24 protein-coding genes are annotated in these 26,171 nt (G+C 63.5%); 22 read left to right on the plus strand and 2 right to left on the minus strand.

The annotated features are described in order from the left end of the window. Window positions 1–298: 298 nt before the first annotated feature. Complete coding sequence (locus NKH70_RS16330) at window positions 299–1,576, plus strand: 4-aminobutyrate--2-oxoglutarate transaminase (protein ID WP_352715831.1); 1,278 nt, start codon at window positions 299–301, stop codon at window positions 1,574–1,576. A 9-nt stretch (window positions 1,577–1,585) separates the two neighbouring features. Here NKH70_RS16330 and NKH70_RS16335 read toward each other — a convergent pair whose 3' ends face one another. Further along, window positions 1,586–2,839, minus strand: coding sequence for an NAD(P)/FAD-dependent oxidoreductase (locus NKH70_RS16335; RefSeq protein ID WP_352715830.1), 1,254 nt, complete (start codon window positions 2,837–2,839; stop codon window positions 1,586–1,588). Between the two features lie 426 nt (window positions 2,840–3,265). Between NKH70_RS16335 and NKH70_RS16340 the strand changes: the two genes are divergently transcribed. From NKH70_RS16340 to trmB, 17 genes are all read left to right on the plus strand, one after another. Continuing rightward, window positions 3,266–4,555, plus strand: coding sequence for an imelysin family protein (locus tag NKH70_RS16340; protein ID WP_352978713.1), 1,290 nt, complete (start codon window positions 3,266–3,268; stop codon window positions 4,553–4,555). A gap of 54 nt (window positions 4,556–4,609) precedes the next feature. After that, window positions 4,610–4,921, plus strand: a complete 312-nt coding sequence (locus NKH70_RS16345; RefSeq protein WP_353025637.1) for a (2Fe-2S)-binding protein — start codon at window positions 4,610–4,612, stop codon at window positions 4,919–4,921. Further along, window positions 4,887–5,372, plus strand: coding sequence for a bacterioferritin (gene bfr / locus NKH70_RS16350; RefSeq protein WP_023676883.1), 486 nt, complete (start codon window positions 4,887–4,889; stop codon window positions 5,370–5,372). The genes NKH70_RS16345 and bfr overlap by 35 nt, the downstream gene beginning before the upstream one ends. A gap of 12 nt (window positions 5,373–5,384) precedes the next feature. Beyond that, window positions 5,385–6,992 (plus strand): di-heme oxidoreductase family protein, encoded by a 1,608-nt coding sequence (locus NKH70_RS16355; RefSeq protein ID WP_352715828.1) that lies wholly within the window; start codon window positions 5,385–5,387, stop codon window positions 6,990–6,992. After that, window positions 6,992–8,071 carry an imelysin family protein gene (locus tag NKH70_RS16360; protein ID WP_352715826.1) on the plus strand — a complete coding sequence of 360 codons (1,080 nt, stop codon included), beginning with the start codon at window positions 6,992–6,994 and terminating at the stop codon, window positions 8,069–8,071. Before NKH70_RS16355 ends, NKH70_RS16360 begins: the two co-directional genes overlap by 1 nt. A gap of 2 nt (window positions 8,072–8,073) precedes the next feature. Then, on the plus strand, window positions 8,074–9,180 hold the full coding sequence (locus NKH70_RS16365; RefSeq protein WP_352715825.1) for a DUF1513 domain-containing protein: 1,107 nt from the start codon (window positions 8,074–8,076) through the stop codon (window positions 9,178–9,180). Between the two features lie 159 nt (window positions 9,181–9,339). Beyond that, window positions 9,340–10,032: a tRNA (adenosine(37)-N6)-threonylcarbamoyltransferase complex dimerization subunit type 1 TsaB gene (tsaB, locus tag NKH70_RS16370; protein WP_353025639.1), complete on the plus strand. Its 693-nt coding sequence runs from the start codon at window positions 9,340–9,342 to the stop codon at window positions 10,030–10,032. Further along, a complete protein-coding gene (gene rimI / locus NKH70_RS16375; RefSeq protein ID WP_352715821.1) occupies window positions 10,032–10,526 on the plus strand; it encodes a ribosomal protein S18-alanine N-acetyltransferase in 495 nt (164 codons plus the stop codon). Before tsaB ends, rimI begins: the two co-directional genes overlap by 1 nt. A 21-nt stretch (window positions 10,527–10,547) precedes the next feature. Beyond that, window positions 10,548–11,348, plus strand: a complete 801-nt coding sequence (olsA, locus tag NKH70_RS16380) for a lyso-ornithine lipid O-acyltransferase (protein WP_352715819.1) — start codon at window positions 10,548–10,550, stop codon at window positions 11,346–11,348. A 63-nt stretch (window positions 11,349–11,411) separates the two neighbouring features. Further along, window positions 11,412–12,821 (plus strand): tRNA (N6-isopentenyl adenosine(37)-C2)-methylthiotransferase MiaB, encoded by a 1,410-nt coding sequence (miaB, locus tag NKH70_RS16385; RefSeq protein ID WP_352715818.1) that lies wholly within the window; start codon window positions 11,412–11,414, stop codon window positions 12,819–12,821. Window positions 12,822–12,904: 83 nt separating this feature from the next. Further along, the gene (locus tag NKH70_RS16390) at window positions 12,905–13,897 is read left to right on the plus strand and encodes a PhoH family protein (RefSeq protein ID WP_352464821.1); all 993 of its coding nucleotides are present in this window, start codon (window positions 12,905–12,907) and stop codon (window positions 13,895–13,897) included. 17 nt (window positions 13,898–13,914) lie between these two features. Continuing rightward, window positions 13,915–14,412, plus strand: coding sequence for an rRNA maturation RNase YbeY (gene ybeY, locus NKH70_RS16395; protein ID WP_352715815.1), 498 nt, complete (start codon window positions 13,915–13,917; stop codon window positions 14,410–14,412). A 28-nt stretch (window positions 14,413–14,440) separates the two neighbouring features. Further along, complete coding sequence (locus tag NKH70_RS16400) at window positions 14,441–15,514, plus strand: hemolysin family protein (protein WP_254816261.1); 1,074 nt, start codon at window positions 14,441–14,443, stop codon at window positions 15,512–15,514. Window positions 15,515–15,583: 69 nt separating this feature from the next. Further along, complete coding sequence (gene lnt / locus NKH70_RS16405; protein ID WP_352715814.1) at window positions 15,584–17,170, plus strand: apolipoprotein N-acyltransferase; 1,587 nt, start codon at window positions 15,584–15,586, stop codon at window positions 17,168–17,170. 138 nt (window positions 17,171–17,308) lie between these two features. Then, entirely contained in the window at window positions 17,309–17,728 is a 420-nt protein-coding gene (locus tag NKH70_RS16410) for a helix-turn-helix domain-containing protein (protein WP_352715811.1), read from the plus strand. Window positions 17,729–18,056: 328 nt separating this feature from the next. Further along, a complete protein-coding gene (gene metK / locus NKH70_RS16415) occupies window positions 18,057–19,346 on the plus strand; it encodes a methionine adenosyltransferase (RefSeq protein WP_352715809.1) in 1,290 nt (429 codons plus the stop codon). 11 nt (window positions 19,347–19,357) lie between these two features. Next, complete coding sequence (trmB, locus tag NKH70_RS16420; RefSeq protein WP_352715807.1) at window positions 19,358–20,059, plus strand: tRNA (guanine(46)-N(7))-methyltransferase TrmB; 702 nt, start codon at window positions 19,358–19,360, stop codon at window positions 20,057–20,059. A gap of 60 nt (window positions 20,060–20,119) precedes the next feature. Here trmB and NKH70_RS16425 read toward each other — a convergent pair whose 3' ends face one another. Then, on the minus strand, window positions 20,120–20,284 hold the full coding sequence (locus NKH70_RS16425; protein ID WP_352914345.1) for a hypothetical protein: 165 nt from the start codon (window positions 20,282–20,284) through the stop codon (window positions 20,120–20,122). A gap of 282 nt (window positions 20,285–20,566) precedes the next feature. Between NKH70_RS16425 and rimP the strand changes: the two genes are divergently transcribed. From rimP to infB, 4 genes are read left to right on the plus strand one after another with little or no spacing between them, the layout of a single operon-like run. Continuing rightward, complete coding sequence (gene rimP / locus NKH70_RS16430) at window positions 20,567–21,199, plus strand: ribosome maturation factor RimP (RefSeq protein ID WP_023676900.1); 633 nt, start codon at window positions 20,567–20,569, stop codon at window positions 21,197–21,199. Window positions 21,200–21,246: 47 nt separating this feature from the next. Beyond that, window positions 21,247–22,842, plus strand: coding sequence for a transcription termination factor NusA (nusA, locus tag NKH70_RS16435; protein ID WP_023676901.1), 1,596 nt, complete (start codon window positions 21,247–21,249; stop codon window positions 22,840–22,842). Between the two features lie 38 nt (window positions 22,843–22,880). Beyond that, complete coding sequence (locus tag NKH70_RS16440) at window positions 22,881–23,531, plus strand: RNA-binding protein (protein WP_353025642.1); 651 nt, start codon at window positions 22,881–22,883, stop codon at window positions 23,529–23,531. After that, a complete protein-coding gene (infB, locus tag NKH70_RS16445) occupies window positions 23,528–26,095 on the plus strand; it encodes a translation initiation factor IF-2 (protein ID WP_352715804.1) in 2,568 nt (855 codons plus the stop codon). Before NKH70_RS16440 ends, infB begins: the two co-directional genes overlap by 4 nt. Window positions 26,096–26,171: the final 76 nt, after the last annotated feature.

Genomic DNA, 26,171 nt, shown 5'->3' on the forward strand with positions numbered 1-26,171 from the left:
GGTTTTGACCGACGGCGGCGAGACGGACAATGTCGCGTTCCTGCTCATAACTCCCTCAACCGCGCGGACCGCCCCCTGTAGCAAGACGGCGCGGACAATGGCGAGGATAATTGATCCCCGCAAAAAGGAAACCTCTTCTCGTACGCGTATAGGCGGTTGGGTAAGCTGGCCAGTTAACGCATCGGCGACAGGCCCAATCACCCGCCGCCAGTGCCAACTTGAGGAAAACCTGAAATAAGCCCAGAAGAGTCTCAACAGCCATCAAACGAGAGCGGGCGCTGGCCCGGTAAGGGATACGATGACAAATTCAGCCATTTCCGAACGCAAGAGCCAGTCGATTTCGCGCGGCGTCGGCATGACCACGCAGATCTATGCCGATCGCGCCGAAAACTCGGAGATCTGGGATGTGGAAGGCCGCCGCTACATCGATTTCTCGTCCGGCATCGCTGTCGTCAACACCGGCCACCGTCATCCGAAGGTGATCGAAGCGGTCAAGGCGCAGCTCGACCGCTTCACCCACACCTGCTACCAGGTCGTGCCCTATGAGAGCTATATCAGGCTGGCCGAACGGCTGAACGGCATGCTGCCTGGTAAGTTCGACAAGAAGACGATTTTCGTCACCACCGGCGCCGAGGCGGTGGAGAATGCGATCAAGATTGCCCGCAACGCCACCGGCCGGCCGGCGGTCATCGCTTTTTCCGGCGGCTTTCACGGCCGCACCTTCATGGGCATGGCGCTGACCGGCAAGGTCGTGCCCTACAAGGTCGGCTTCGGCGCCATGCCGGCGGATGTCTTCCATGCACCGTTCCCGGTGGCACTGCACGGCGTGTCGGTCGCCGATTCGCTGGCCGCGCTCGACCGGCTGTTCAAGGCCGATGTCGATCCGGCCCGCGTCGCCGCGATCATCGTCGAGCCGGTGCAGGGCGAGGGTGGCTTCTACGAGGCGCCGCGCGATTTCATGACTGCATTGCGCAAGATCTGCGACCAGCACGGCATGCTGCTGATCGCCGACGAGGTGCAGACCGGCTTTGCCCGCACCGGCAAGATGTTCGCCATGGACCACCACGAGGTGGCGGCCGACATCACCACCATGGCCAAGAGCCTGGCCGGCGGCTTCCCGTTGGCGGCGGTCACCGGGCGTGCCGAGATCATGGATGCACCGAACCCCGGCGGGCTCGGCGGCACCTATGGCGGCAGCCCGATCGGCGTCGCCGCGGCGCATGCCGTGCTCGACGTCATCGACGAGGAGAAGCTCTGCGACCGCGCCAATACGCTGGGCAACCGGCTGAAGCAGCGCCTGCAATCGATCCGCGACGAAGCGCCGGAGATCGTCGACATCAGAGGCCCAGGCTTCATGAACGCGGTCGAGTTCAACGATGTGACGAAGGGCCTGCCGTCGCCGGAACTCGCCAATGCGGTCCGGCTGAAGGCGCTCGACAAGGGCCTGATCCTGCTGACCTGCGGCGTCTACGGCAACGTCATCCGCTTCCTCGCGCCGATCACCATCCAGGATGGCGTCATGAACGAGGCGCTCGACATTCTGGAAAGTTCGATCCGCGAGGCCCGCGCCGCCTGAGCGATACGATTATCCTGCCGCGCGGGCAGGCTCTGCCTGCTGGAAGGCGGCGAGCGCTGCCTTCAGCCCGTCGGGCCCGGTCGCAACAATCTGCGGCGACGGCGAAAAGCCGGCGCCGAGCATCTTGCGGCCAAGCATGTGGTCGCCGGGCCGGTTGACCGATTCGATGCCGAGCAGCCGGCTTCCGGCGTAGTGGTAGATGGAGAATTTGTTCTCGGCCACGTCGCCCAGCACGACATGGCTGTCGCCGCCCGAAATCAGGCCGACCATCTGCAGCTTCATGTCGCCGATATCGGACCAGAACCACGGCACCGCTGAGTAGTTATCGGCGTGGCCGACGATGGTGCGCGCGGCGAGCCGCGCCTGGTCAGTGGCGTTCTGCACCGATTCCAGCCGCACATCGCCACCGGTGAACCAGTGCCGGTAGGAGGCGGCATCGCCGATGGCAAGGATTTCCGGCACCGACGTGCGCATCTGCTGGTCGACGCGGATGCCGTTGGCGATGGCAATGCCGGCGGCTTCGGCCAATTCGACATTCGGCACGACGCCGATGCCGATGACGACCATCTGCGCCGGCAATCTTTCGCCGGATGAGGTGATTGCAGCCGAAACACGGCCGTTCTCGCCCTCCAGCCGTTCGATGGTGGTGCCAGTGAGGATGCGCACACCGGTGGCTTCCAGCCGCTGGCGGACATGGCCGGCGATGACCGGCGCCACGGCGCGGCCGAGCAGCCGGTCGACCGCCTCGACCACCGCAACCTTGCGGCCGGCCGCGGTGAGCGTCGCGGCAATCTCCAGGCCGATGAAGCCACCGCCGAGGATGACGACGTCCTCGCTTTGCGCGCTCAATTCGCGGATCAGGCGGGCATCGCCGAGCGAGCGCAGCGACACAACGCCGGAAAGCTCCGAACCCGGCAGCGGCAGCAGGCGCGGCCGCGCGCCGGTGGCGAGGACAAGCCGGTCGAACGGCAACACACCGCCGCCCGATATCTCCAGCCTGCGGCCGCCTACATCGATGCGCTCGATCCGGAGGCCTGGCCGGTAGTCTATGGCGCTGCCGGTATAAAAAGCCTCGCCGCGCAACGGCTGCGGCTTTGCTTGCTGATCCTTGATGAAGGTCTTCGACAGCGGCGGCTTGTGGTAGGGCAATTCGTTTTCGTCGCCGACCAGGATCACCGGGGCTTCATAGCCCTCTTCGCGCAGGCTGGCGGCCGCTTGCACGCCCGCATGTCCCGCACCGACAATGACGATCCCGTTCTTCATAACAGCCCGATTCCTCATCCAAATCTAGGACGTCTCGCCAGGTGGCGATTGTCCGGCGCCGCCGCAAGAGCGCCGATCCGGGTCGCACCCGGAACGGCCGCCTGTCAACCGCGTCATGCGCCGGCATTCCCTATACATCGATGTTAAAGTTGACAGTTCTAGTTTAGAATAATTCTAAACTATTGTTTCAATTGAATTTTTTCTGCGCCACCAGTTGACATCCGGCGTCTTCGCCGTTTTATGGAAGCTCGCGCGTCAGCGCATCCCTTTGATGTCTGGGCCTTGAACCCTTTCGATTGGAGGCATTTCGGTGTCTTTCTTCCGCGAAGCGCGCGATGGCGCGACCCCTCTTTGCCCGCTGGCAGCTGCCCGCCGCGGCGCCGGCATTTCATTGATTCCCGAGGAGAGACAGTCATGAGAACGATGATGACCGCGCGGTATGGCGGCAGGCTTGCGGCGATCGGCGCCGCCGCGATGCTTACTGCGGCGGTGTTCGTGCTGCCGGCCAAGGCGCAAACCGATGCCAAGGCGGTCATCAAGACTTATTCCGACATCGCGCTCGCCAAATACGAGGATTCGCTGATCACGGCCGAGGCGCTCGACAAGGCTGTCGATGCGCTGCTCGCCAAGCCATCGGCCGAAACGTTGAACGCCGCCCGCGAGGCCTGGAAGGCATCGCGCGTTCCCTATCAGCAGACCGAGGTCTATCGCTTCGGCAATGCCATCGTCGACGACTGGGAAGGCAAGGTGAACTCTTGGCCGCTCGACGAGGGCTTGATCGACTATGTCGCCAAGAGCTACGGCACCGAGTCGGACGCCAACGCGCTCTACACCGCCAATGTGATCGCCAACAAGTCGATCGAGATCAACGGCAAGAAGGTCGACGCCACCAATCTGACGCCGGAGTTCCTCTCCGGCACCCTGCAGGAGGCCGGCGGTATCGAGGCCAATGTGGCGACCGGCTATCACGCCATCGAATTCCTGCTTTGGGGGCAAGACCTGCACGGCACCGGTCCGGGCGCCGGCGAGCGGCCCTACACCGATTACGACCTCGCCAATTGCACCGGCGGCAATTGCGACCGTCGCGGACAGTACCTGAAATCGGCGAGCGACCTTCTGGTTTCCGATCTCAAGGATATGGTCAACGACTGGAAGGAAGGCGGCGCCGCCCGCAAGAACCTTGTCGATGGCGAGCAGAATGCCGCCATTTCGACCATCTTCACCGGCATGGGCTCGCTGTCCTACGGCGAGCTCGCCGGCGAGCGGATGAAGCTCGGCCTCTTGTTGCACGATCCGGAAGAGGAGCACGATTGCTTCTCCGACAACACCTACAACTCCCACCTATATGACGCGATCGGCATCCGTGCCGCCTATCACGGCAGCTACACGCGGCTTGACGGCACTGTCGTCGAGGGGCCGTCGGTGGCCGACATGGTCAAGGCGGCCGATCCGGCGATCGACAAGGAATTGTCGGCTAAACTGGATGTCACCATCGCCAAGATGGAGGCCATCAAGGCGCGGGCGCTTGCCGGCGAGGCCTATGACCAGCAGATCGCCGAGGGCAACGCTGACGGCAACGCCACCGTGCAGGCGGCGATCGACGCGCTGGTCGATCAGACCAAGTCGATCGAACGCGCCGTCGGCACCCTGAAGCTCAATGCCATCGCCTTCGAGGGCTCGGACAGCCTCGATTCACCGGACAAGGTGTTCCAGTAAACTTCGAAACCAACAGCCACGCGGCGCAATGAGCGCCGCTAGCCAGAGCGACAAATGCTGATCTGCCATTGCAACATCATCACCGAAAAGGAGATAGAGCAGACGATCGTCGGACTGCTGGATGAGGACCCCTGGCAGCTGATCGTGCCGGCGAAGGTCTATCATGCCATGCACAAGCGCGGTCGCTGTTGCGGCTGCTTCCCAAATGTGGTCGAAACGATCATTCAGGTCACCGAAAATTACCACGCCCGCTCGGCGGCGAGCGGCGTGGACATCGTTTCACACCTGGATCGCGTCAGAGGCCTGCGCGTCCAATACGGGAGCAGAACCCATGAAAGGCGAACAGCAGATCATAGAGCGGCTTAACGAGGCTCTGTTTCTGGAACTTGGAGCGGTCAATCAGTACTGGGTGCATTTCCGGCTGCTGGAAGACTGGGGATACGCCAAGCTGGCGAAGAAGGAACGCGCTGAATCGATCGAAGAAATGCACCATGCCGATCGGCTCGTGGCGCGCATCATCTTCCTCGAGGGCCATCCGAACCTGCAGTCCGTGGCGCCGCTGCGCATCGGGCAGAATGTCAAGGAAGTGCTCGAATCCGATCTTGCCGGCGAATATGACGCGCGCACCGCCTACAAGCGTTCGCGCGAGGTTTGCAACGAAGCAGGCGACTACGTGACGATGAAGCTGTTCGAGGAATTGCTGGCTGACGAGGAAGGTCATATCGACTTCCTCGAGACGCAACTCGACCTGCTCGCCTCGATCGGCGAGGAAAAGTACGGCCAGCTCAACGCGGCGTCGGCCGACGAGGCGGAATAAGGATATGCGGGAATGCGGCGCTCCCTAGAGTTCTTGCGCCGCTTGCGGCCGGCCGAAGGTTGCGGCCTGCCGCCTCAGAAGAAGCCGCGATACGGTATCCTTCGCGGCGCTTTTCTTGTCGTGGTGGCGACGCTCACAGCCTCGGCGCTGGCCGGAGCGCCGCGACCGGCGGGGCTTGCCACCAGCCGCACCGATCTGACGCCGAAGGATCTGGCGCGCGTCACCGCCATTACCAGGCCGACCAGCGATTTTTCCAAGCCCGAGCAATTCGAGCTGATGCAGGGCGGCGCCGGCACCTCGAAGAAGGACGTCAACAAGGACGCCTTCTCGCAATCCTCCGCCAACATCAGCTTCGAGGAAGAGGGCACCTTCAAGCTCGGCAACGCCATTTTCCGCAAGAACTGGGTGTCGTCGCCATCCTCGACACAGGCCTCGGATGGGCTCGGTCCGCTGTTCAACGAGCGCGCCTGCCAGAACTGTCATCTGAAGGACGGTCGCGGCCATCCGCCCGAAGGCGACAGCGGCACCACCTCGATGTTCCTGCGCCTGGCAAGGGAAGCCAGTACCGAGGAGGAGAAAGCCGCGCTCGCCGATCACAAGGTGCTCAACTTCCCCGACCCGGTCTATGGCACGCAACTTCAGGAGCTAGCCGTTCCCGGCCTGCAGGGCGAAGGCAGGATGCATGTCGATTATCAGGAGCAAAAAGTAAAACTGGCGGATGGTAGCGCAGTGTCGCTGCGCAAGCCGAGCTATTCGGTCGAGGGCCTCGCCTACGAGCCGCTCGATCCACACACCACGCTGTCGCCGCGCATGACGCCGCCGATGATCGGCCTTGGCCTGGTCGAGCAGATCGCTCCTGCCGACATCCTTGCCCGCGCCGATCCGGCCGACCGCGATGGTGACGGCATTTCCGGCAGGCCCAACATAATACGCGACGGCAGCAGCGGTGAACTGACGCTCGGCCGTTTCGGCTGGAAGGCGCAGGCCGCATCGATCCGCCAGCAATCGGCGGACGCTTTTGCCGGCGATATCGGCATTTCGACGCCCGAGGTGCCGAAGCACTGGGGCGATTGCACTGCCGTAGAAAAGACCTGCCTTGCCCTACCCAACGGTGTGCAGGAGCGCCTCGGTCCGGTCGAAGCGCCGCCGCCCGTCATGGACCTCGTGACCTTCTATTCGCAAAACCTTGCCGTGCCGGCCCGGCGCGACCTCGACAGACCGGACGTGCTCGCCGGCAAAAAACTGTTCTACGATATGGGCTGCATCTCCTGCCATACGCCGAAATTCGTCACCCGCCGCGGCACCCCGAACAAGGCGCAGGCCTTCCAGCTGATCTGGCCGTATTCCGATTTCCTGCTGCATGACATGGGACCGGGCCTTGCCGACGGCCAGGCGGTGGGCGAGGCCACGGGAAGCGAATGGCGCACGCCGCCGCTGTGGGGCATCGGGCTCACCCAGACCGTCAGCGGCAACACCTTCTTCCTGCATGACGGGCGCGCGCGCAGCCTGGCCGAGGCGATCCTGTGGCATGGCGGCGAGGGCCAGAAGGCGCGTGACCGCTTTGCCGCTGCCGATGCGGCCGACCGCGCCGCGCTGATCAAGTTTCTGGAGTCGCTCTGATGCCGAAGCGTCTTGCGTCTGCACTCGTTCTGATGCTGGTCCTCGCCGGTGCGCTGCCGGCATCCGCGGTGGTGAAGGCTTCGGATGTGATCCAGCGGGCGATCGACGGCTTCGTCCGCCCGGCCTATGCCAGGCTGCATGACCATGCGGACAGCTTGACCGAGGCCATGCACACGCTTTGCCAGACGCCCTCGCAAGACAATCTCGATGCGGCGCGCGCCGAATTCTCGGGTGTCGTGGATGCCTGGTCGGTGGTGGAAATCATCCGTTTCGGGCCGATCGCGGAAAACAACCGGCTTGAGCGCATGCTGTTTTGGCCGGACCGCAAGAGCATCGGCCTGAAGCAGGTGCAGGCAGCACTTGCCGGCAAGGATCCGACAGCCGCCGATCCGGCCCAGCTGGCGACAAAGAGCGTCGCCATGCAAGGGCTCGGCGCACTGGAATTCGTGCTCCATGGCGACGGCGCCGATCAATTGGCCGGCAGGGACGACGCCTATCGCTGCGCCTATGGCGCGGCCATTGCCGGCAATATCGAGGCAATCGCCGGCGAGGTCGGCAATGCCTGGACCAAGCCCGACGGCTTTGCCGCGCTCTGGGCCAATGCGGGTCCGCAGAACGCGCTCTATCACGACGGCGCCGAAGCGGTGACCGAACTGGTCGGCGTCTTCATCAACGAGCTGGAAATGGTGCGCGACGTGCGCCTGAAAAGCTTCCTGGGCGCCAAGCCGGAGGCCGACAAACCGAAACAGGCGATCTATTGGCGCTCGCAAAACACCGCCCGCTCGCTGACCGGGAATCTGGCGGGAATGGACGCGCTATTCCAGGCCTCGCAGCTTGGCGAAGCGCTGTCGCCCGATGCGCGCTGGATGGCGGAATCGGTCCACATCCAGCTCACCAACGGGATCGAGGCGGCCAAGGCATTCAGGGGTCCGATCGACAAGGCACTTGCCGATCCGGCGCTGCGCCAGAAGCTCGACTATTTCTCGCTGGTGACATCCAGCCTGACGAGCCTGATCGGCACCAGGCTGACCGCCGAATTCGGCCTGACCGCCGGCTTCTCGTCACTGGATGGCGACTGATCATGAGGACGCCGCTGATCGATCGGCGCGATTTCCTGAGGGCCGCAGGCGCTGGTTTCGTCGCGGCGATGGCGCCGTCAGCCTGGGCAAAGACACTCGACGCCGACGCGGTCTTCGCCACCGCTTTCGTCAAGCGCGACGGCGGCTATGGCGCGGCCATCCTGTCCGAGGCCGGCAAGTTGTTGCACACGATCGATCTGCCCGATCGGGGCCACGACGTTACCTTCGACCCGGTGTCCAAGCGTTCGGTGGTGTTTGCCAGGCAGCCGGGCACCTTTGCTGTCGTCTTCGACCATACCGGCCGCGGTGAACCGCACACCATTGCCAGCGTTGCCGGCCGGCACTTCTTCGGCCATGGCGTGTTCTCGGCCGACGGTGCGCTGCTCTACGCCACCGAGAACGATTTCGACAATGCCGCCGGCGTCGTCGGCATCTATGACGCGCATGCGAAATTCAAGCGCATCGGCGAGTTCCCGACCTATGGCACAGGCCCGCACGAGCTTTTGCTGCTTTCCGACGGCAGGACGATTGCTGTGGCCAATGGCGGCATCGAGACGCATCCGGATTATGGCCGCGCCGAGCTCAATATCGCAACGATGAAGCCGTCCTATGTTCTGGTCGACCGCCTTACCGGCGATCTCACCGAAAAGCACGAATTGCCGCCGGCCCTGCACCAGCTATCGATCCGCCATATGGATGCCGACCGCTCCGGCACCGTCTGGTTCGGCTGTCAGTATAGGGGGCCGGGCACCGATCGCCCCCCGCTGGTCGGCCGCGCGGCGCGTGGCAAGGACTTGCAATTGCTCGACATGTCGCAGGATGTGCTCTCCGGCTTCAGGAACTATATCGGCTCGGTCGCCGCCAACCCTGCCGCCGGCACTATCGCCGTGTCTTCGCCTGAGGGCAATTCGCTTGCCGTGATCGACGCGGCCAGCGGCCGCATCGTCGCCACCAAGGCGCTGGTCGAGGTCTGCGGCGTTGCACCCGATGGGGAGAGCTTCATGGCGACGACCGGCGCCGGCGAAATCGTCGAGGCCGGTGGCTCGATCCGTTCCGAGCCGGACTATGTCTGGGACAATCACGTGCTGCGTATCGAGCAGGTCGGCTAGTCCCGATACTTATTGTGGCGATTGCGTGCGTTGAAACTTACATTCGTGGACCCGCGCCGAAGCAAAGTCGCCTGACGATTTATCCATTATTCCCTTGCGGGGATCAGCCCTGGCGGGCAGAGGGAAGCTGTTTTCGAAACTGTCTCAACCGGCCGCTTCATGAAATTGCTTGCCATCGACTGTGCCGCCAATCTCTGCGCCGCCTGCGTCTACGACGCGGCGGACGGGAAAGAGCTCGGCCGTTCGGTGCTCGATCTCGGCAAGGGTCATGCCGAGCATCTGATGGGTGTCCTCGAAGGGGCGTTGAAGGCGGCCGGAACGGACTTTAGCGGCCTCGGCGCCATTGCCGTTTCCACCGGTCCGGGCTCCTTCACCGGTCTGCGCGTCGGCGTCTCGGCGGCGCGCGGCCTTGCGCTGGCACTGAAAATCCCGGCGATCGGCGTGACGACTCTGGAAGCACTGGCGGCGCAAGCGAGAGTAACGTTTCCCGGCCGCGCCGTTCTCGCCGCGCTCGATGCAGGGCGCGAGGAAATCCATGCGGCACTTTACGATGAAGCATCCGTTTTGACTTACGGTCCCTCGGTGACCACGCTTTCGCAAGCCGCCGCCATCGCGGTTGACTGCTCCGCGGTTCTTGCCGGCACCGCGACATCGCAAATTGCCGCCTCGGTCGGGCGCGCTTTTGATACAGGCCCGATCGGGGCCACCGCCGACATCGCCGTCTATGCCCGGCTGGCCGCGGCCCAAGGTGCCGGTAAAAAGGGCGAGGGCGAAAAGCCGAAGCCGCTCTATCTGCGCGGCGCCGACGCCAAGCCGCAGGCCGGCTTTGTTTTATCGAGGCAAAAAAACTGATGCGCATTCCGTTCCTCCAGCCGCGCCGCAGGGACTATGCGCTCGAGCCGCTGACGATTGCCGACAGCGCGGCCATGTCGGTGCTGCATCGCGAGGATTTCGCGCGGCCGTGGACCGACGACGAATTCGCCGCACTGCTCGAGCAGGATACGGTGTTCGGCTATGCCGCGCGCGAGACCGGACAGGGTGCCAAGCCGCCGGTCGGCTTCGTGCTCGCGCGGCTGGCGGCCGGCGAGGGGGAGATCCTGACGGTCGCGGTGGCACGTTCGCATCGGCGCCGGGGGCTCGGCTGGCAATTGATGGACGCGGTGCTGCGTGAACTGCACGCACAGCGCGCCGAGGCACTTTTCCTCGAGGTAGACGAGACCAATGTCGCCGCGATCGCGCTCTACCGGCGGCTCGGCTTCCGCGAGGTCGGCAAGCGCGCCAACTATTACAAGTCGCCGGAGCACGGCCCGACCGGCGCGCTTGTCATGCGCCGCGATCTTCGCTAGCCAAACGCCGGGGTGGTGCGGATGATCGGAAAAATCAGGATTTTCCTGGCGCTGGGGCTGGTTGTCGTCGGCTCATTGGTGCTTGTGCCGCTGCAGATCCTGTCGATGAGGACCGGACTCTGGCGCGAGACCTTCATCCTGAAGATCTGGCACAGGATGATCGTCAGGGCGCTGGGGCTGCGCATCCATGTCAAGGGAGCGCTGTCCGGCCAGCGCCCATTGCTGATTGCTGCCAACCACATCTCCTGGACCGACATCATGGTGCTGGGGTCGATGGTCGACGTGACGTTCATCGCCAGGGCCGACATGGCCGGCTGGCCGCTGATCGGCATGCTGTCGAAGCTGCAGCGCACCGTCTTCATCGAACGTGAGCGTAAGCGTTCGTCGGGCGACCAGGCGAGCGAGATCGCCGGCCGCATGGCCAAGGGCGACGCCATGGTACTGTTCGCCGAAGGCTCGACCGGCGACGGCAACATGATCCTGCCGTTCAAGAGCACGCTGTTCGGCGCCGCTACAATGGCGATTGCTGAAGGGGCGGCCGAACAGGTCTTCATCCAGCCGGTGGCCATCGTCTATACGCGCCTGCATGGCGTGCCGCTCGGCCGCCGGCATCGGCCGGTTGCCGCCTGGATTGGCGATGAGGAGCTGATGCCGCACCTCAAGGTGCTGATGGCCGAGGGCGCCCTCGACGTCGAGGTGCATTTTGGCGAGGCGATTGCTTTCTCCAAGGGCTCCAGCCGCAAGGAGACGGCAAAGCAGATGGAACGCCAGGTGCGCGAGATGGTGCAGGCGGCGCTCGCCGAACCGCGCCCAAGCCGGTAAGCTGCGCGGGTTCCGGCCAGATTCGTCTGTTTTTTGTCAGGGAAAGGCGCTAGAAGCCGCGAAATGGAATTGAACACGATAGAACGCGACGACATCGGCGCTGCCGCCGAAGACCTGGTCGTTCCGGCTGCCGCGACCAGGAAGGTCTTCGTCAAGACCTATGGCTGCCAGATGAACGTCTACGATTCGCAGCGCATGACCGATGCTCTGGCGGCCGACGGCTATGCCGCGACAGACGCCATCGGCGAGGCCGATCTGGTGCTGCTCAACACCTGCCACATCCGCGAAAAAGCGGCGGAAAAAGTCTATTCCGAACTTGGTCGCATCCGTGAGTTGAAGGCGGAACGTGCCAAGGCCGGGCGCGAAATGCTGGTCGGCGTCGCCGGCTGCGTGGCGCAGGCCGAGGGTGCCGAGATCATCCGTCGCTCGCCGGCCGTCGATCTGGTCATCGGTCCGCAGACCTACCACCGGCTGCCCGGTGTGCTGGCGAGGGCGCGTGGCGGCGAAAAGATCGTCGAGACCGACTATGCCGTCGAGGACAAGTTCGAGCATCTTCCGCAGCCAAAGCGCGCCGAACTGATCAGGCGCGGCGTGACGGCGTTCTTGACCGTTCAGGAAGGCTGCGACAAGTTCTGCACCTTCTGTGTCGTGCCCTATACGCGCGGCTCGGAAGTCTCGCGGCCGGTGGCACAGATCGTCGCCGAGGCCGAGCGCCTGGCGGATGCCGGCGTGCGCGAGGTGACGCTGCTCGGACAGAACGTCAATGCCTGGCACGGAAGAGGCGAAAACGGCGAGGAATGGGGCCTTGGCCGGCTGCTGTTCAGGCTGGCCGAGATTCCGGGTCTGGCGCGGCTGCGCTACACGACCAGCCATCCGCGCGATATGGACGATGAATTGATCGCCGCCCATCGTGATTTGCCTGCGCTGATGCCCTATCTACATTTACCGGTGCAATCCGGCTCCGACCGCATACTCAAGGCGATGAACCGCAGGCATATGGCCAAGGACTATCTGACGTTGATCGACCGCATCCGTGCCGCACGGAACGACATCGCACTGTCCGGCGATTTTATCGTCGGCTTTCCCGGTGAGACGGAAGCGGATTTCGAGGCGACCATGCAGTTGGTGGAAGACGTCAACTATGCCTCGGCCTTCTCGTTCAAATATTCTCCGCGCCCCGGCACGCCGGGCGCGGAGATGAGCGATCACGTGCCGGAGGCCGTCAAGGACGAGCGCCTGCAGCGGCTGCAGGCGCTGCTTCTGAAACAGCAGCAGGATTTCGGCGCAAGCCTGGTCGGCAGGACTATCGACACGCTGATCGAAAAGCCGGGCCGCCAGGCCGGCCAGAAGGTTGGCCGCTCGCCCTGGCTGCAGCCGGTTATTGTTGATGAAAAGGCCGGCGAAATCGGTGACATTATCCAGGTACGAATCACGAAGACGGGCTACAACAGCCTGTTCGCCGAATTGGCCTGAAGGCCTCGGCAGATGAGGAGAGACGGTTGAGCGCTGCTGAAGTCAAGAATCTGCCCCAGAATCTACCCTCCGGGGCCTCGGATATGGCGCACATCGTACTGACTTTCGACAATAACAAGCTTGCCAGCGCCCTTTACGGCCAGTTCGACGAGAATCTGGCCAGGCTCGAGCAGAAGCTCGGCGTCGACATCCGCTCGCGCGGCAATCAATTGACCATCAAGGGCTCTTCCTCGGCCGCCGAGCAAGCACGCCGCGCCTTGGACAATCTTTACGGCATTCTGCAGAAAGGCACCGATATCGGCCAGTCCGATGTCGACGGCGCCGTGCGCATGGCGATCGCCACCGACGACCAGCTGACGCTGCCGACGCTGGAGCGCAAGGGCAAGGTGTCCGCCGCCCAGATATCGACGCGCAAGAAGACCATCTATGCCCGCTCGCTCAACCAGGACGCCTACATGCGCGCGCTGGAGCGGTCGGAACTCGTCTTCGGCATCGGCCCGGCCGGCACCGGAAAGACCTATCTGGCGGTGGCGCATGCGGCAATGCTGCTCGAACGCGGCATGGTCGAACGCATCGTGCTGTCGCGCCCCGCGGTCGAGGCCGGTGAGCGGCTTGGCTTTCTGCCGGGTGACATGAAGGAGAAGGTCGATCCCTATCTGCGGCCGCTCTATGATGCGCTCTACGACATGATGCCGGCCGACAAGGTCGAGCGGGCGATTGCCGCCGAGGTCATCGAGATTGCGCCGCTGGCATTCATGCGCGGCCGTACGCTGGCGCACGCTGCCGTCATCCTCGACGAGGCGCAGAACACCACGCCGATGCAGATGAAGATGTTCCTGACCCGGCTCGGCGAGAACTCGCGCATGATCGTCACCGGCGATCCGACCCAGATCGATCTGCCGCCAAACACCAAGTCCGGCCTGGTCGAGGCGCTGAGAATCCTCGACGGCGTCACCGGCATGGTGACCGTACGCTTCAATGAAGGCGACGTCGTCAGGCATCCGCTGGTCGCCGAGATCGTCAAGGCCTACGACCGTGACGGCAAGCTGGCCAGGGGCTTGGGTGTCGAAAGTTGATATGATTATGCGGCCGCATGGCTGAGGAGCAAAAGGCGGGGGGGCCGCTTCCCGTCGAAATCGATGTGGCGATCGAGGCGGGCGACTGGCCCGACGAGGCGGTGCTGATGCGGCTTGTCGACCGCGCCGTCTCGGCCGCCTTTGCCGAAACCGGTGCAGACGGCCGTTCCGAGCTCAGCATCGTCTTTTCCGACGATGCCCATATCCGTACGCTCAATGCCGCCTGGCGCGGCAAGGACAAGCCGACTAACGTCCTGTCTTTCCCGGCTTTTCCGTTTGCCAGGGGCGGGCCTCTGCCGCCGATGCTCGGCGACATCGTGCTGGCCGCCGAGACTGTCGTGCGCGAGGCGGCACTGGAAGACAAGCCCGTCGAGGACCATATCTCCCATCTCGTCATCCATGGCCTGCTGCATTTGCTCGGCTATGATCACGAAACCGATGCCGAAGCGGAACTGATGGAAGCGACAGAGCGCGCAGCACTTGCGAGGCTTGCCATTCCCGATCCCTACACGTAATTACAAAAGACCAATTGACCGGACGATGATGAACGACAAACCAGAGACTGCCGCCCGCTCCGACGCCGGCAGTGCGATCAAGCCTTCCGAAACGACGGAAGAGGGCTCGAGTCCGAGTACCACGACCGGCAGCTTCGCCAGCGAGGCATCGCCTGCCGGTCCTTCCCTGTTCGATCGCGTGCTCGGGCTTTTCAGGCACCGCAACGGCACCAGCCTGCGCGAGGAGATTGCCGGTGCGCTCGCCGAAACGGCGAGCGATGCAGAATCCTTCTCGCCCGGCGAACGCGCCATGCTCAACAACATCCTGCGCCTGCGCGAAGTGCGGGTCGAGGACGTCATGGTGCCGCGCGCCGACATCGAGGCGGTCGAGATCACCACGAAGCTGGGTGATCTTCTGGGGCTGTTCGAGCAGTCCGGCCATTCCCGCATGCCGGTCTATTCCGAGACGCTCGACGACCCGCGCGGCATGGTTCATATCCGCGACGTGCTGGCGCACATCACCAAGGTCGCCCGCGTCAGAAAGGGCAGGACGACCAGGAAAACCCCGGTCGCGACGGTTCTCGATCTCGCCCAGGTCGATCTGGCGCGCACCATCGGCGATCTCAACCTGATCCGACCGGTGCTGTTCGTGCCGCCGTCGATGCTCGCCTCCGACCTGATGGGGCGAATGCAGACGACGCGCACCCAGATGGCGCTGGTCATCGACGAATATGGCGGCACCGACGGTCTCGTCTCGCTCGAGGATATCGTCGAGATGGTGGTCGGCGACATCGAGGACGAGCACGACGAGGACGAGCCGATGATTACCCAGGCCGGCGAAGGCGTCTTCATCGTCGACGGCAAGGCCGAGATCGATGACGTCGCCAAGATGATCGGCGAGGATTTCGCCGCCGGCGAGCACGGCGAATATGTCGACACGATCGGCGGCATGATCTTCAACACGCTTGGTCGGGTGCCGGCGCGCGGCGAAGTGGTGCAGGCCATACCCGGCTTCGAGTTCCATGTGCTCGACGCCGATCCGCGCCGCGTCAAGCGCGTGCGCATCGTCGAGACCTTGAAGGGCGAGCGGCGGCGCCGCGCCGTCCGCACCGAGCAGGCTTAGGGTTCATTTGGAACCGGGGCTCCGGCCTGATAAATCTTGCTTCCTGATTCGCACGACTCGGAAGCATAGATGGAGCGCCAGGCCGGCCGGATAATTCTGCTTTGGGGCTGGCGGCGCGCGCTGGTGGCGTTTCTTGCCGGGGCGCTGGCGGTTCTTGCCCAGGCGCCTTACGATTTCTTCGCCGTCTGTTTCGTTTCGTTCCCGCTGCTGGTGTGGCTCCTCGACGGCGCGACCGGCGAAGCCTCGGACGGTTTTCTGCGGCGCTTGCGGCCGGCTTTCGCCACCGGCTGGTGGTTCGGTTTCGGTTACTTTCTTGCCGGTCTCTGGTGGGTCGGCTCGGCGCTGCTGGTCGAGGCCGACAGCTTTGCCTGGGCCTTGCCGTTCGCGGTGGTCGGCATCCCCCTCGCGCTGGCCTTCTTTTACGGTTTCGCTGCCGTGGTTGCCCGGCTGTTGTGGAGCAACGACATTGGCCGCATCGCCGCGCTCGCCTTCGGTTTTGCGCTGGCGGAATGGCTGCGCGGCTTCCTGTTCACCGGCTTTCCGTGGAATGCCGTCGGCTATGCGGCGATGCCGGTGCCTTTGCTGATGCAGAGCGTATCGGTGACCGGCATGGTCGGCATGAACGCCCTTGCGGTCTTCGTCTTCGCGCTCCCGGCCCTGCTTGCGGCGCGCCAGCAGCTTCGCCTCGGCGCGGCATTGCTTGTCGTTCTCGTCGCCGCCGATGCCGGCTTCGGTTATATCAGGCTCGCCGCCCCCGAAAAGCCGGCGGCCCGCAGCCTCGACGTCCGTATCGTGCAGCCTGCCGTCGACCTCACGGAAAAATGGGATGCCTCGGTGCGTGACCGCATCTTCGCCACCATGATGGGCCTTTCGGCCAAGGCGCCGGAACCCGGCCATGACAGGCCGCAATTGATCCTGTGGCCGGAGACCTCCGTGCCGTTTCTGTTCACCGAACGTCCGGATGCCCTGCCTGCCATCGGAGAGATGCTTGGCGATGGCCAGATGCTGGTTGCCGGCGTCGTTCGCGAGGAAGGCGGCTCGGCGACCGGCAGCCGTTACTACAACTCGGTAGTGGCGATCGACGAAAGGGGCGAAATCGTCGATGCCGTGGACAAGGTCCATCTGGTACCCTTTGGCGAATATCTACCTTTCGCCGATCTGCTCGGCCGCTTCGGGCTTGAGCAGCTTGTTGCCGGCCCGATGACCTTCGCGGCCGGCAATGAGCGGCACCCGATCGCGCTGCCCGGCGGCATCCTGGCGCTGCCGTTTATTTGCTATGAGGTCATCTTTCCCGATCTGATCGCAGTTGACGCTACGTCAGCCGAGCTTATTGTGAACGTCACCAATGACGCCTGGTTCGGCGACACGCCGGGGCCGTACCAGCACTTCAGGCAGGCGCAGATCCGGGCGGTGGAGAATGGGGTGCCCCTGTTGCGCGCGGCTAATAACGGCATTTCGGCCGTTGTCGACCCGCGCGGTCGCATCGTCGACGCGCTGGCAATCGATGCACGCGGCGCCATCGATGTGCGTGTGCCGATCTCCAACCAAGCCATCGTTTCCTCCGGCCAACGACGCATTAACGGAATGCTGATCATGTTTTTGCTTGCCGTTGCGGCATGCATTTTGAACGTAAGGCAAAGGCTACGGGCGAATTGACAGCCGACGCATTAGAAACTCATACTGTAAGCGCCTGAAAAATTATCGAAGTCGATAGGTCGTTCTGTTGGGGCACGGGCCGCCGTCTTCGTTTGGGCAGCAAAATAGAAAAAGCCGGAAAAATTCGGCGAGGAAAAAATGACAGAAGAAAACAAGAAAAAGCCGAATCCGATCGACATCCACGTCGGAAGCCGTATCCGGCTTCGCCGCAATATGCTGGGAATGAGCCAGGAAAAACTGGGCGAAAACCTCGGCATAACGTTCCAGCAGATCCAAAAGTACGAAAAGGGCACCAATCGCGTCGGCGCCAGCCGTTTGCAGGCAATCGCCTCCATACTCGGCGTGCCCGTCGCCTTCTTTTTCGAGGATGCGCCCGGTCAGGAGCCCGTGGGCAACCGTGGATTTGCCGAGGATGCGTCGATGACCTCCGCCGTCGCGTTCTGCGGCAGCCCGGAAGGCCTCCAGCTGAACCGCGCCTTCGTCAAGATCGCCGACGTGAAAGTGCGCCGCAAGATCATTGAGCTTGTGAAGTCGCTCTCCGCCGACGAGGTCGATTGACTGGCCCGTGAAGAGTTCAAAGAGGAAGAGGTCGTCGTAGCTGGGATGTAATTTCTCGCGGCTGCGCGCATCGAGGGATGTGCATTCCGCAGATGCGCTAAAGCGCGGATCGATTTTGCCCGACACGCTTCCTCGAAGCCATTTTCCTCAGTCTGTTGGTGCAAGGGCTGATGGCAGTGCGCCCTGCCGCCATCTCGGGATGCAAAGATAATAACGTCAAAATTCATGCCAGAACGGCTGCACGGCTTGACGAGCGGCGCCCGGCACCGTTAACAACTGGCGCGCCAAAATCGGCAGCCTGCCGATATTTTTTCAAGAGGGGACACCCGTGACGCGGCACAATTACTTCTTCACCTCGGAATCCGTTGCCGAGGGCCATCCCGACAAGGTCTGCGACCGTATCTCCGACGAGATTGTAGATCTCGTCTATCGCGAAGCCAGAAAGACCGGCATGGACCCGTGGAAGGTCCGCGTTGCCTGCGAGACGCTTGCGACGACCAATCGCGTTGTCATCGCCGGTGAGGTGCGCGTCCCCGAGACGCTGCTCAAGAAGGACAAGGAGGGCAACATCCTGAAGGATGCGGCCGGTCATCCGCTTGTCAACCCGGCCAAGTTCAAGTCGGTCGCCCGCAAGGCAATCCGCGAAATCGGCTACGAGCAGGCAGGCTTCCACTGGAAGACGGCCAAGATCGAGGTCCTGCTGCACGGCCAGTCGCCGGATATCGGCCAAGGCGTCGACAACGCCTCCGACCGGCAAGGCGAGGAAGGAGCCGGCGACCAGGGCATTATGTTCGGCTATGCCTGCCGCGAGACGCCGGACCTGATGCCGGCGCCGATCTACTACAGCCACAAGATCCTCGAACTGCTGGCCGCTGCGCGCCATGAAGGCAGCGGTGATGCAGGCAGGCTCGGGCCGGATGCCAAGAGCCAGGTTACAGTCCGCTATGTCGACGGCAAAGCGGCGGAAGTGACGCAGATCGTGCTGTCGACCCAGCATCTCGATGAGACGTGGGATTCGAAGAAGGTGCGCAACGTCGTCGAGCCCTATATTCGCGAAGCACTGGGCGACCTGAAGATCGCCGATAATTGCAACTGGTACATCAACCCGACCGGCAAGTTCGTCATCGGCGGGCCTGACGGCGACGCCGGCCTGACCGGCCGCAAGATCATCGTCGACACCTATGGTGGGGCTGCGCCTCATGGCGGCGGCGCTTTTTCTGGCAAGGACACCACCAAGGTCGACCGCTCGGCGGCCTATGCGGCGCGCTATCTCGCCAAGAACGTGGTTGCCGCGAAGCTTGCCGATCGTTGCACTATCCAGCTTTCCTATGCGATCGGTGTCGCCCAGCCGCTGTCGATCTACGTCGACCTGCACGGCACCGGCAAGGTCGACGAGGCAAAGCTCGAGCGTGCGCTGCGCACCGTGATGGACCTGTCGCCGTCCGGCATCCGCCGCCACCTCGATCTCAACAAGCCGATCTATGCCAAGACGTCGTCCTACGGCCATTTTGGCCGCAAGGCCGGCCGCGACGGATCCTTCTCCTGGGAGAAGACCGATCTCGCCAAGGCGCTCAAGGACGCTCTCGCCGAACCAGTCGCCGAAGCAGTCGCCGCCTAACCGCGGCGCCTATGGACCCGAAGGACCGGCCAAGCCGTGCGACCGAGGCATTTTTCGGTCGCCGGCGCGGCAAGACCATTCGACCGCGACAGGCGGCGGCGCTGGAGAGCGGCTTCGCCGTTTACAGGCTCGATCTGACGGTCGAACCGCCAGCCGATCTGCGCAGCCTTTTCGAAGCCGAAGTTTCGGCTGTCCAGCTCGAAATCGGTTTTGGCGGCGGCGAACATCTTCTGCACCGTGCCACGGCCAGCCAGGCGACCGGCTTTATCGGCGTCGAGCCCTTCGTCAACGGCATGGCCAAGATGATGATGGCGGTCCGGGAGCGGCCGCTTGCCAATCTGCGCGTCTATGACGACGACGCCACACGCCTGCTGGACTGGCTGCCGCAGGCTTCGCTTGACGGCATCGATCTTCTCTACCCGGATCCGTGGCCGAAGAAGAAACACTGGAAGCGGCGCTTCGTCAGCCCGATCAATCTCGACCGCTTCGCGCGCGTCCTGAAGCAAGGCGGAAAGTTCCACTTTGCGTCCGACATCGACAGCTATGTGAACTGGACACTGCTGCATTGCCGGGCGCACGGCGCCTTCATGTGGCAGGCAAGCGAAGCAACCGACTGGCACCGGCCCTATGATGGCTGGCCGGGGACGCGCTATGAGGCCAAGGCCATTCGCGAAGGCCGACGGCCCGCCTATCTCACCTTCGTGCGGAAATAAGCAGGAAATCCGAGCTGAGCAAAAGGCGAGCGGGCCGAAGGCTCTCGTCGCTCACATGGCTCAGAAGCGACGGATCTTGTCGAAGGCGGCCGGCTCCATGCCTAGATTGCGCAAATCATGCGCATGCGGCTTGCGACCGCTTTCCACAGCCCGCGACGCTGCTACGGCGCTGCCGAACACGCTAAAGACATCGCCTATGGCTGAAAAAAATCCACGATTGTTCATGGTGGTACCCTTTCGAGCGCAGTGAGCGCTCCAATTGTGCAATGCAACATAGATAGTCGTGCGTCGCCGGTGCTCAAAGGGGGATCACTGCATGGGCGCCATGCATTTGGCGCAGCGCTGCGGACTCGACCCTTGCTGTTATGCACGACGGGCTTGAAACGAGCACCATGATCGTCTATATCAGCTTCAAATTCTTGGTCGGTATGACGAAGAGTGGGTCCACCCGGTCCCGCTCTTTTTTATTACCTGCCGGCCAAACAGGAATCGAGCGACAGGGACCGAATGACAGTGACGGCAAGCGAAGGCGACGACCGCATCATCCGCGAAAGCGGCATCGATGCGCGCATCGCGCTGATCGTTCAGCCGGTACTGCGCGCCATCGGCTTCCGCTTGGTGCGTGTGCACCTGTCGGGCCAGAACGGGCTGACGCTGCAGATCATGGCCGAGCGCGAGGACGGCACCATGACGGTCGAGGATTGTGAAGAGGTCAGCCGGGCGGTGTCGCCGGCGCTCGATGTCGATGATCCGATCGAGAAGGCTTATCATCTCGAAGTATCGTCGCCGGGCATCGACCGGCCGCTGGTCCGCAAATCGGACTTTGCAGCCTGGACCGGCCATCTGGTGAAGATGGAAACGTCGGTTCTCGTCGCCGACCGCAAGCGCTTCAAGGGCAAGATCGCCGAAAGCGACGCGGACGGTGTGCTGATCGAGCGCGACAAGGCCGCTTACGGCGAGGAGCCTACGGTGCGTGTCCCCTACGATGCGATTGCCGAAGCGCGGCTGATTCTGACCGACGACCTTATCCGCGATGCGCTGTCGAAGGACAATCGGGCGCGCAAGGAAGCCAGGAAACGCCGCGGCGAACCCGAAGATGCACCAGAGGGTGCGGAAGACGAAACCGAACAGGAAATGTGATTGGGCTGCCGGCCGTAAAGGTTGGCAACAAGCTCGGGAGAAAGAAGATGGTTGTAAGCGCCAACAGGCTTGAACTGCTGCAGATCGCCGATGCGGTCGCGCGTGAAAAGTCGATCGACAAGTCGATCGTCATCGCCGCCATGGCCGATGCGATCCAGAAGGCCGCGCGCTCGCGTTACGGCCAGGAAACCAACATCCGCGCCGACATCAACGCCAACACCGGCGAGATGAAGCTGCAACGGCTGATGGAAGTGGTCGAGAAGGTCGACGATTACGCGACGCAGATTGCCATTTCCTCGGCGCGCGAGCGCAATCCGGACGCCCAGCTCGGCGATTTCATCGCCGAACAGCTGCCGCCGATGGATTTCGGTCGCATCGCCGCCCAGTCGGCCAAGCAGGTTATCGTGCAGAAGGTGCGCGAGGCCGAGCGCGACCGGCAATATGACGAATACAAGGACCGTATCGGCGAGATCGTCAACGGCACCGTCAAGCGCGTCGAATACGGCAACGTCATCGTCGATCTCGGCCGCGGCGAGGCGATCATCCGCCGCGACGAGCTGATCCCGCGCGAAAACTACAAGTATGGCGATCGCGTCCGCGCCTATGTCTATGACGTGCGCCGCGAACAGCGCGGCCCGCAGATCTTCCTGTCGCGCACCCATCCGCAGTTCATGGCGAAGCTGTTCACTATGGAAGTGCCGGAAATCTACGACGGCATCATCGAGATCAAGTCGGTCGCCCGCGATCCGGGTTCGCGCGCCAAGATCGCTGTCATCTCGCGCGACAGCTCCATCGATCCGGTCGGCGCCTGCGTCGGCATGCGCGGCAGCCGCGTCCAGGCGGTCGTCGGCGAATTGCAGGGCGAGAAAATCGACATCATTCCGTGGTCGCCTTCGGCCGCGTCCTTCATCGTCAATGCGTTGCAGCCGGCGGAAGTCGCCAAGGTCGTGCTCGACGAGGATGCCGAGCGCATCGAGGTCGTCGTTCCCGACGATCAGCTGTCGCTGGCCATCGGCCGCCGTGGCCAAAACGTCCGTCTTGCGTCGCAGCTCACCGGCTGGGACATTGACATTCTGACCGAGCAGGAAGAGAGCGAACGGCGCCAGAAGGAATTCGTCGAACGGTCGTCGCTGTTCATGGAAGCCCTCGACGTCGACGAGATGGTCGGCCAGGTGCTCGCTTCCGAAGGCTTCACCAGCGTCGAGGAGGTCGCGTATGTCGACTCCGGCGAAATCGCGTCGATCGACGGCTTCGACGAGGACACGGCTTCGGAAATCCAGACCCGCGCCCGCGAATATCTGGAAAAGATCGAAGCCGAGCATGACGAGAAGCGCAAGGCGCTCGGCGTCAAGGACGAGCTGCGCGAGATTCCCGGCATCACCACCGCCATGATGGTGACGCTCGGCGAGGACGGCGTGAAGACGATCGAGGATTTCGCCGGCTACGCCGCCGACGACCTGACCGGCTGGAAGGAACGCAAGGACGGCGAGACGAAGGTATTCCCGGGTGTGCTCGCCAATCATGGTGTGTCGCGCGCCGATGCCGAGCAGATGGTCTTGGCCGCCCGCCTAAAGGCTGGCTGGATCACCGAAGACGAGCTTGCTGCCGAGGGCGTGCCGGCTGACGAAACCGTCGGTGCGTGAGGTGAAACCGCATCGCACCGAACCCGCCCTTGGACGAGATGAACGATCGCACCTGCATCGTCGCCCGCAGGCAAGCCGAACCGGATGAGCTGATCCGTTTCGTCGTCGGCCCGGATTCGGCCGTCGTTCCGGACATCAAGAGAAACCTGCCCGGCCGCGGTTGCTGGGTGACCGCCGACCGCCTACATATAGACAAGGCAGCGGCGAAGAACCTGTTTGCCCGTGCTTTTAAGGCGCAGGTGACCGTGCCAGCCGATCTTGGCGGCATGGTCGACGCGCTGCTTTCCAGGTCCGCTCTGGGCATGCTTGGCCTGGCCCGCAAGGCGGGCGCCATAGCGCTCGGAGCGACCAAGGTCGAGAGCGCCGTGCGCGGCGGACTTGCACTTTTCGTGCTCCACGCGACCGAGGCTTCCGACGATGGCGTCCGCAAGATAAGCCAGGCGCGACGGGCAACCGTCCACCTCGGCGGGCCTGCGATCCGCGCTTACAAACTTTTCTCCGAGGCCGAGTTGAGCTTGGCATTGGGGGGTACAAATGTGATACATGCTGCCGTTCTCGCGGGAGACGCGGGCAGGGCGGTCCAGAAGCGTATGGTTGCGCTCGACCGATATCGGGGCGGTTCCCCGGACGATCTGGCAATGCTTGCGGCCGTTGCTGACGAAGATGATGCCGCAGAGGATATGGAATGAGCGATACGAAATCGGGCGACGACAAGACGCTGAGTGTTACGCCGAAGAAGACCTTGACGCTGAAGCGCCCCGGTATGGAACAGGGCACTGTGCGCCAGAACTTCTCGCACGGCCGCACCAAGTCGGTGGTTGTCGAGACCAAGAAGCGCAAGTTCTCGCTGCCCGGCGACAAGCCGGAGCCGGCGGCAGCGCCTGTGTCCGTCTTCACGCCGAAGCCGGTCGCGGCAGCGCCTGCCGTGCAGGAAGCTCCCAAGGCGGCGCCGCCTCCGCCGCCAGTCGAACGCAGCGGCATGGTGCTGAACGAATTATCGCGCCAGGAAATGGAAGCACGCCGCCGGGCTCTCGAAGGCTCGAAGGTGCGCGACGTCGAGGATCGCCAACGCGCCATCGAGGAGGCCAAGCGCCGCAGCGAGGACGAAGAGCGCCGCCGCCGCGAGCGCGAGGAATCGGCCCGCCGTCAGGCCGAGGAAGAGGCGCGGCTGCAAGCCGAGGCCGAATCCCGCCGCCGTGCCGAGGAAGAGGCACGCCGCCGTGCGCCCCTGGCCGCCGAACTGGCGACAGTCGATGACGAGGAAGAGGTCAAGCCGAAGCGGACGGGTGCCGGTGCACCAGTGCGCCGTCTGGTCACGCCCGAAGTGGCGCGTCCAGCCAAGCCGACCAAGGGCGAGGAAGACCGCCGCCGCGGCAAGCTGACGCTGAATTCGGCGCTCTCCGACGAGGATGCGCGCGCCCGCTCGCTGTCGTCGATGCGCCGCCGTCAGGAGAAATTCAAGCGCGCGTTGCATAACGAGCCACGCGAGAAAGTCATGCGTGAAGTGATCCTGCCCGAAACCATCACCATCCAGGAGCTGGCGCAGCGCATGTCCGAGCGCGCTGTCGACGTGGTCAAGTTCTTCATGAAGCAGGGCCAGATCCTGAAGCCTGGCGACGTCATCGACGCCGACACGGCCGAACTGGTCGCGACCGAATTTGGCCACACGGTCCGTCGCGTCGCCGAGTCCGACATCGAAGAGGGCTTGTTCAACATCGCCGATCGTCCCGAGGACCTGCAGCCGCGTCCGCCGGTGGTAACGATCATGGGCCATGTCGATCACGGCAAGACCTCGTTGCTCGATGCAATCCGAAATGCCAACGTGGTGTCCGGCGAAGCCGGTGGCATTACCCAGCATATCGGCGCCTATCAGGTCGAGAAGAACGGTAACAAAATTACCTTCATCGACACGCCCGGCCACGCCGCCTTCACGGCGATGCGTGCCCGCGGCGCCCAGGCGACCGATATTGCCATTCTCGTGGTGGCGGCCGACGACAGCGTGATGCCGCAGACGATCGAATCGATCAATCACGCCAAGGCGGCCGGCGTTCCGATCATCGTGGCGATCAACAAGATCGATAAGCACGACGCCGACCCGCAGAAGGTGCGCTCGGAACTGCTGCGCCATGAGGTGTTCGTCGAATCCATGGGCGGCGAGGTGCTGGATGTCGAGGTGTCGGCGACTAAGGGCATCAATCTCGACAAGTTGCTCGAAGCGATCCTGCTGCAGGCCGAAATCCTCGACCTGAAGGCCAATCCGGACCGCACCGCCGAAGGCGTTGTCATCGAAGCCCAACTCGACAAGGGCCGCGGCCCAGTCGCAACCGTGCTGGTGCAGACCGGCACGTTGATGCCGGGCGACATTCTCGTCGCCGGCAACGAGTGGGGCCGGGTACGCGCGCTGGTCAACGATCGCGGCGAGCAGGTCAAGGAAGCGCCGCCGGCAATGCCGGTGGAAGTCCTCGGTCTGCAAGGTACGCCGCTGGCCGGCGACCGCTTCGCCGTTGTCAACAACGAGGCCCGCGCCCGCGAGATCACTGAATATCGCCAGCGCCTGGCGCGCGAGAAGGCGGTGGCCAGGCATGCCGGCCAGCGCGGCTCGCTTGAACAGATGATGTCGCAATTGCAGACCAGCGGATTGAAGGAATTCCCGCTGGTCATCAAGGGCGACGTGCAGGGCTCGATCGAGGCGATCAACGCGGCGCTCGACAATCTCGGCACCGACGAGGTACGCGCCCGCATCGTCCATGCGGGGGCTGGCGGTATCACCGAAAGCGACGTGTCGCTGGCGGAAACCTCCGGGGCTGCGATCATCGGCTTCAACGTTCGCGCCAATGCGCAGGCCCGCGCGGCCGCAGCTGCGGCAGGCATCGAGATCCGCTACTATTCGATCATCTACAATCTGGTCGACGATGTGAAAGCGGCGCTCTCCGGCCTGCTCTCGCCGGAGCGTCGCGAGACCTTCATCGGCAATGCCGAGATCCTCGAAATCTTCGACATCACCAAGGTCGGCAAGATCGCCGGCTGCCGTGTCACCGAAGGCAAGGTCGAGCGTGGTGCGGGCGTCCGCCTGATCCGCGACAACGTCGTCATCCACGAAGGCACGCTGAAGACCCTGAAGCGCTTCAAGGATGAGGTTTCGGAAGTTCCGGGCGGCCAGGAATGCGGCATGGCCTTCCAGAACTACGAGGATATGCGCGTCGGTGACGTCATCGAGTGCTTCCGCGTCGAGATGGTGACCAGGACGCTCTGAATTCGAGCACCTTGAGTTCGACCACATATTGAGACCGGGCGGTGGTCGAAAGGCCGCCGCCCAAACCATATGAGAC

The organism is Mesorhizobium sp. M0991 (assembly GCF_040318915.1).
Classification (GTDB): Bacteria; Pseudomonadota; Alphaproteobacteria; order Rhizobiales; family Rhizobiaceae; genus Mesorhizobium.

What these genes read in the sequence shown, in the direction of transcription:
- NKH70_RS16330 (WP_352715831.1), top strand. Translation starts at nt 299, where the DNA reads ATGACAAATTCAGCCATTTCCGAACGCAAGAGCCAGTCGATTTCGCGC.
- NKH70_RS16335 (WP_352715830.1), bottom strand. Translation starts at nt 2,839, where the DNA reads ATGAAGAACGGGATCGTCATTGTCGGTGCGGGACATGCGGGCGTGCAA.
- NKH70_RS16340 (WP_352978713.1), top strand. Translation starts at nt 3,266, where the DNA reads ATGACCGCGCGGTATGGCGGCAGGCTTGCGGCGATCGGCGCCGCCGCG.
- NKH70_RS16345 (WP_353025637.1), top strand. Translation starts at nt 4,610, where the DNA reads ATGCTGATCTGCCATTGCAACATCATCACCGAAAAGGAGATAGAGCAG.
- bfr (WP_023676883.1), top strand. Translation starts at nt 4,887, where the DNA reads ATGAAAGGCGAACAGCAGATCATAGAGCGGCTTAACGAGGCTCTGTTT.
- NKH70_RS16355 (WP_352715828.1), top strand. Translation starts at nt 5,385, where the DNA reads ATGCGGCGCTCCCTAGAGTTCTTGCGCCGCTTGCGGCCGGCCGAAGGT.
- NKH70_RS16360 (WP_352715826.1), top strand. Translation starts at nt 6,992, where the DNA reads ATGCCGAAGCGTCTTGCGTCTGCACTCGTTCTGATGCTGGTCCTCGCC.
- NKH70_RS16365 (WP_352715825.1), top strand. Translation starts at nt 8,074, where the DNA reads ATGAGGACGCCGCTGATCGATCGGCGCGATTTCCTGAGGGCCGCAGGC.
- tsaB (WP_353025639.1), top strand. Translation starts at nt 9,340, where the DNA reads ATGAAATTGCTTGCCATCGACTGTGCCGCCAATCTCTGCGCCGCCTGC.
- rimI (WP_352715821.1), top strand. Translation starts at nt 10,032, where the DNA reads ATGCGCATTCCGTTCCTCCAGCCGCGCCGCAGGGACTATGCGCTCGAG.
- olsA (WP_352715819.1), top strand. Translation starts at nt 10,548, where the DNA reads ATGATCGGAAAAATCAGGATTTTCCTGGCGCTGGGGCTGGTTGTCGTC.
- miaB (WP_352715818.1), top strand. Translation starts at nt 11,412, where the DNA reads ATGGAATTGAACACGATAGAACGCGACGACATCGGCGCTGCCGCCGAA.
- NKH70_RS16390 (WP_352464821.1), top strand. Translation starts at nt 12,905, where the DNA reads ATGGCGCACATCGTACTGACTTTCGACAATAACAAGCTTGCCAGCGCC.
- ybeY (WP_352715815.1), top strand. Translation starts at nt 13,915, where the DNA reads ATGGCTGAGGAGCAAAAGGCGGGGGGGCCGCTTCCCGTCGAAATCGAT.
- NKH70_RS16400 (WP_254816261.1), top strand. Translation starts at nt 14,441, where the DNA reads ATGAACGACAAACCAGAGACTGCCGCCCGCTCCGACGCCGGCAGTGCG.
- lnt (WP_352715814.1), top strand. Translation starts at nt 15,584, where the DNA reads ATGGAGCGCCAGGCCGGCCGGATAATTCTGCTTTGGGGCTGGCGGCGC.
- NKH70_RS16410 (WP_352715811.1), top strand. Translation starts at nt 17,309, where the DNA reads ATGACAGAAGAAAACAAGAAAAAGCCGAATCCGATCGACATCCACGTC.
- trmB (WP_352715807.1), top strand. Translation starts at nt 19,358, where the DNA reads ATGGACCCGAAGGACCGGCCAAGCCGTGCGACCGAGGCATTTTTCGGT.
- NKH70_RS16425 (WP_352914345.1), bottom strand. Translation starts at nt 20,284, where the DNA reads ATGAACAATCGTGGATTTTTTTCAGCCATAGGCGATGTCTTTAGCGTG.
- rimP (WP_023676900.1), top strand. Translation starts at nt 20,567, where the DNA reads ATGACAGTGACGGCAAGCGAAGGCGACGACCGCATCATCCGCGAAAGC.
- nusA (WP_023676901.1), top strand. Translation starts at nt 21,247, where the DNA reads ATGGTTGTAAGCGCCAACAGGCTTGAACTGCTGCAGATCGCCGATGCG.
- NKH70_RS16440 (WP_353025642.1), top strand. Translation starts at nt 22,881, where the DNA reads ATGAACGATCGCACCTGCATCGTCGCCCGCAGGCAAGCCGAACCGGAT.
- infB (WP_352715804.1), top strand. Translation starts at nt 23,528, where the DNA reads ATGAGCGATACGAAATCGGGCGACGACAAGACGCTGAGTGTTACGCCG.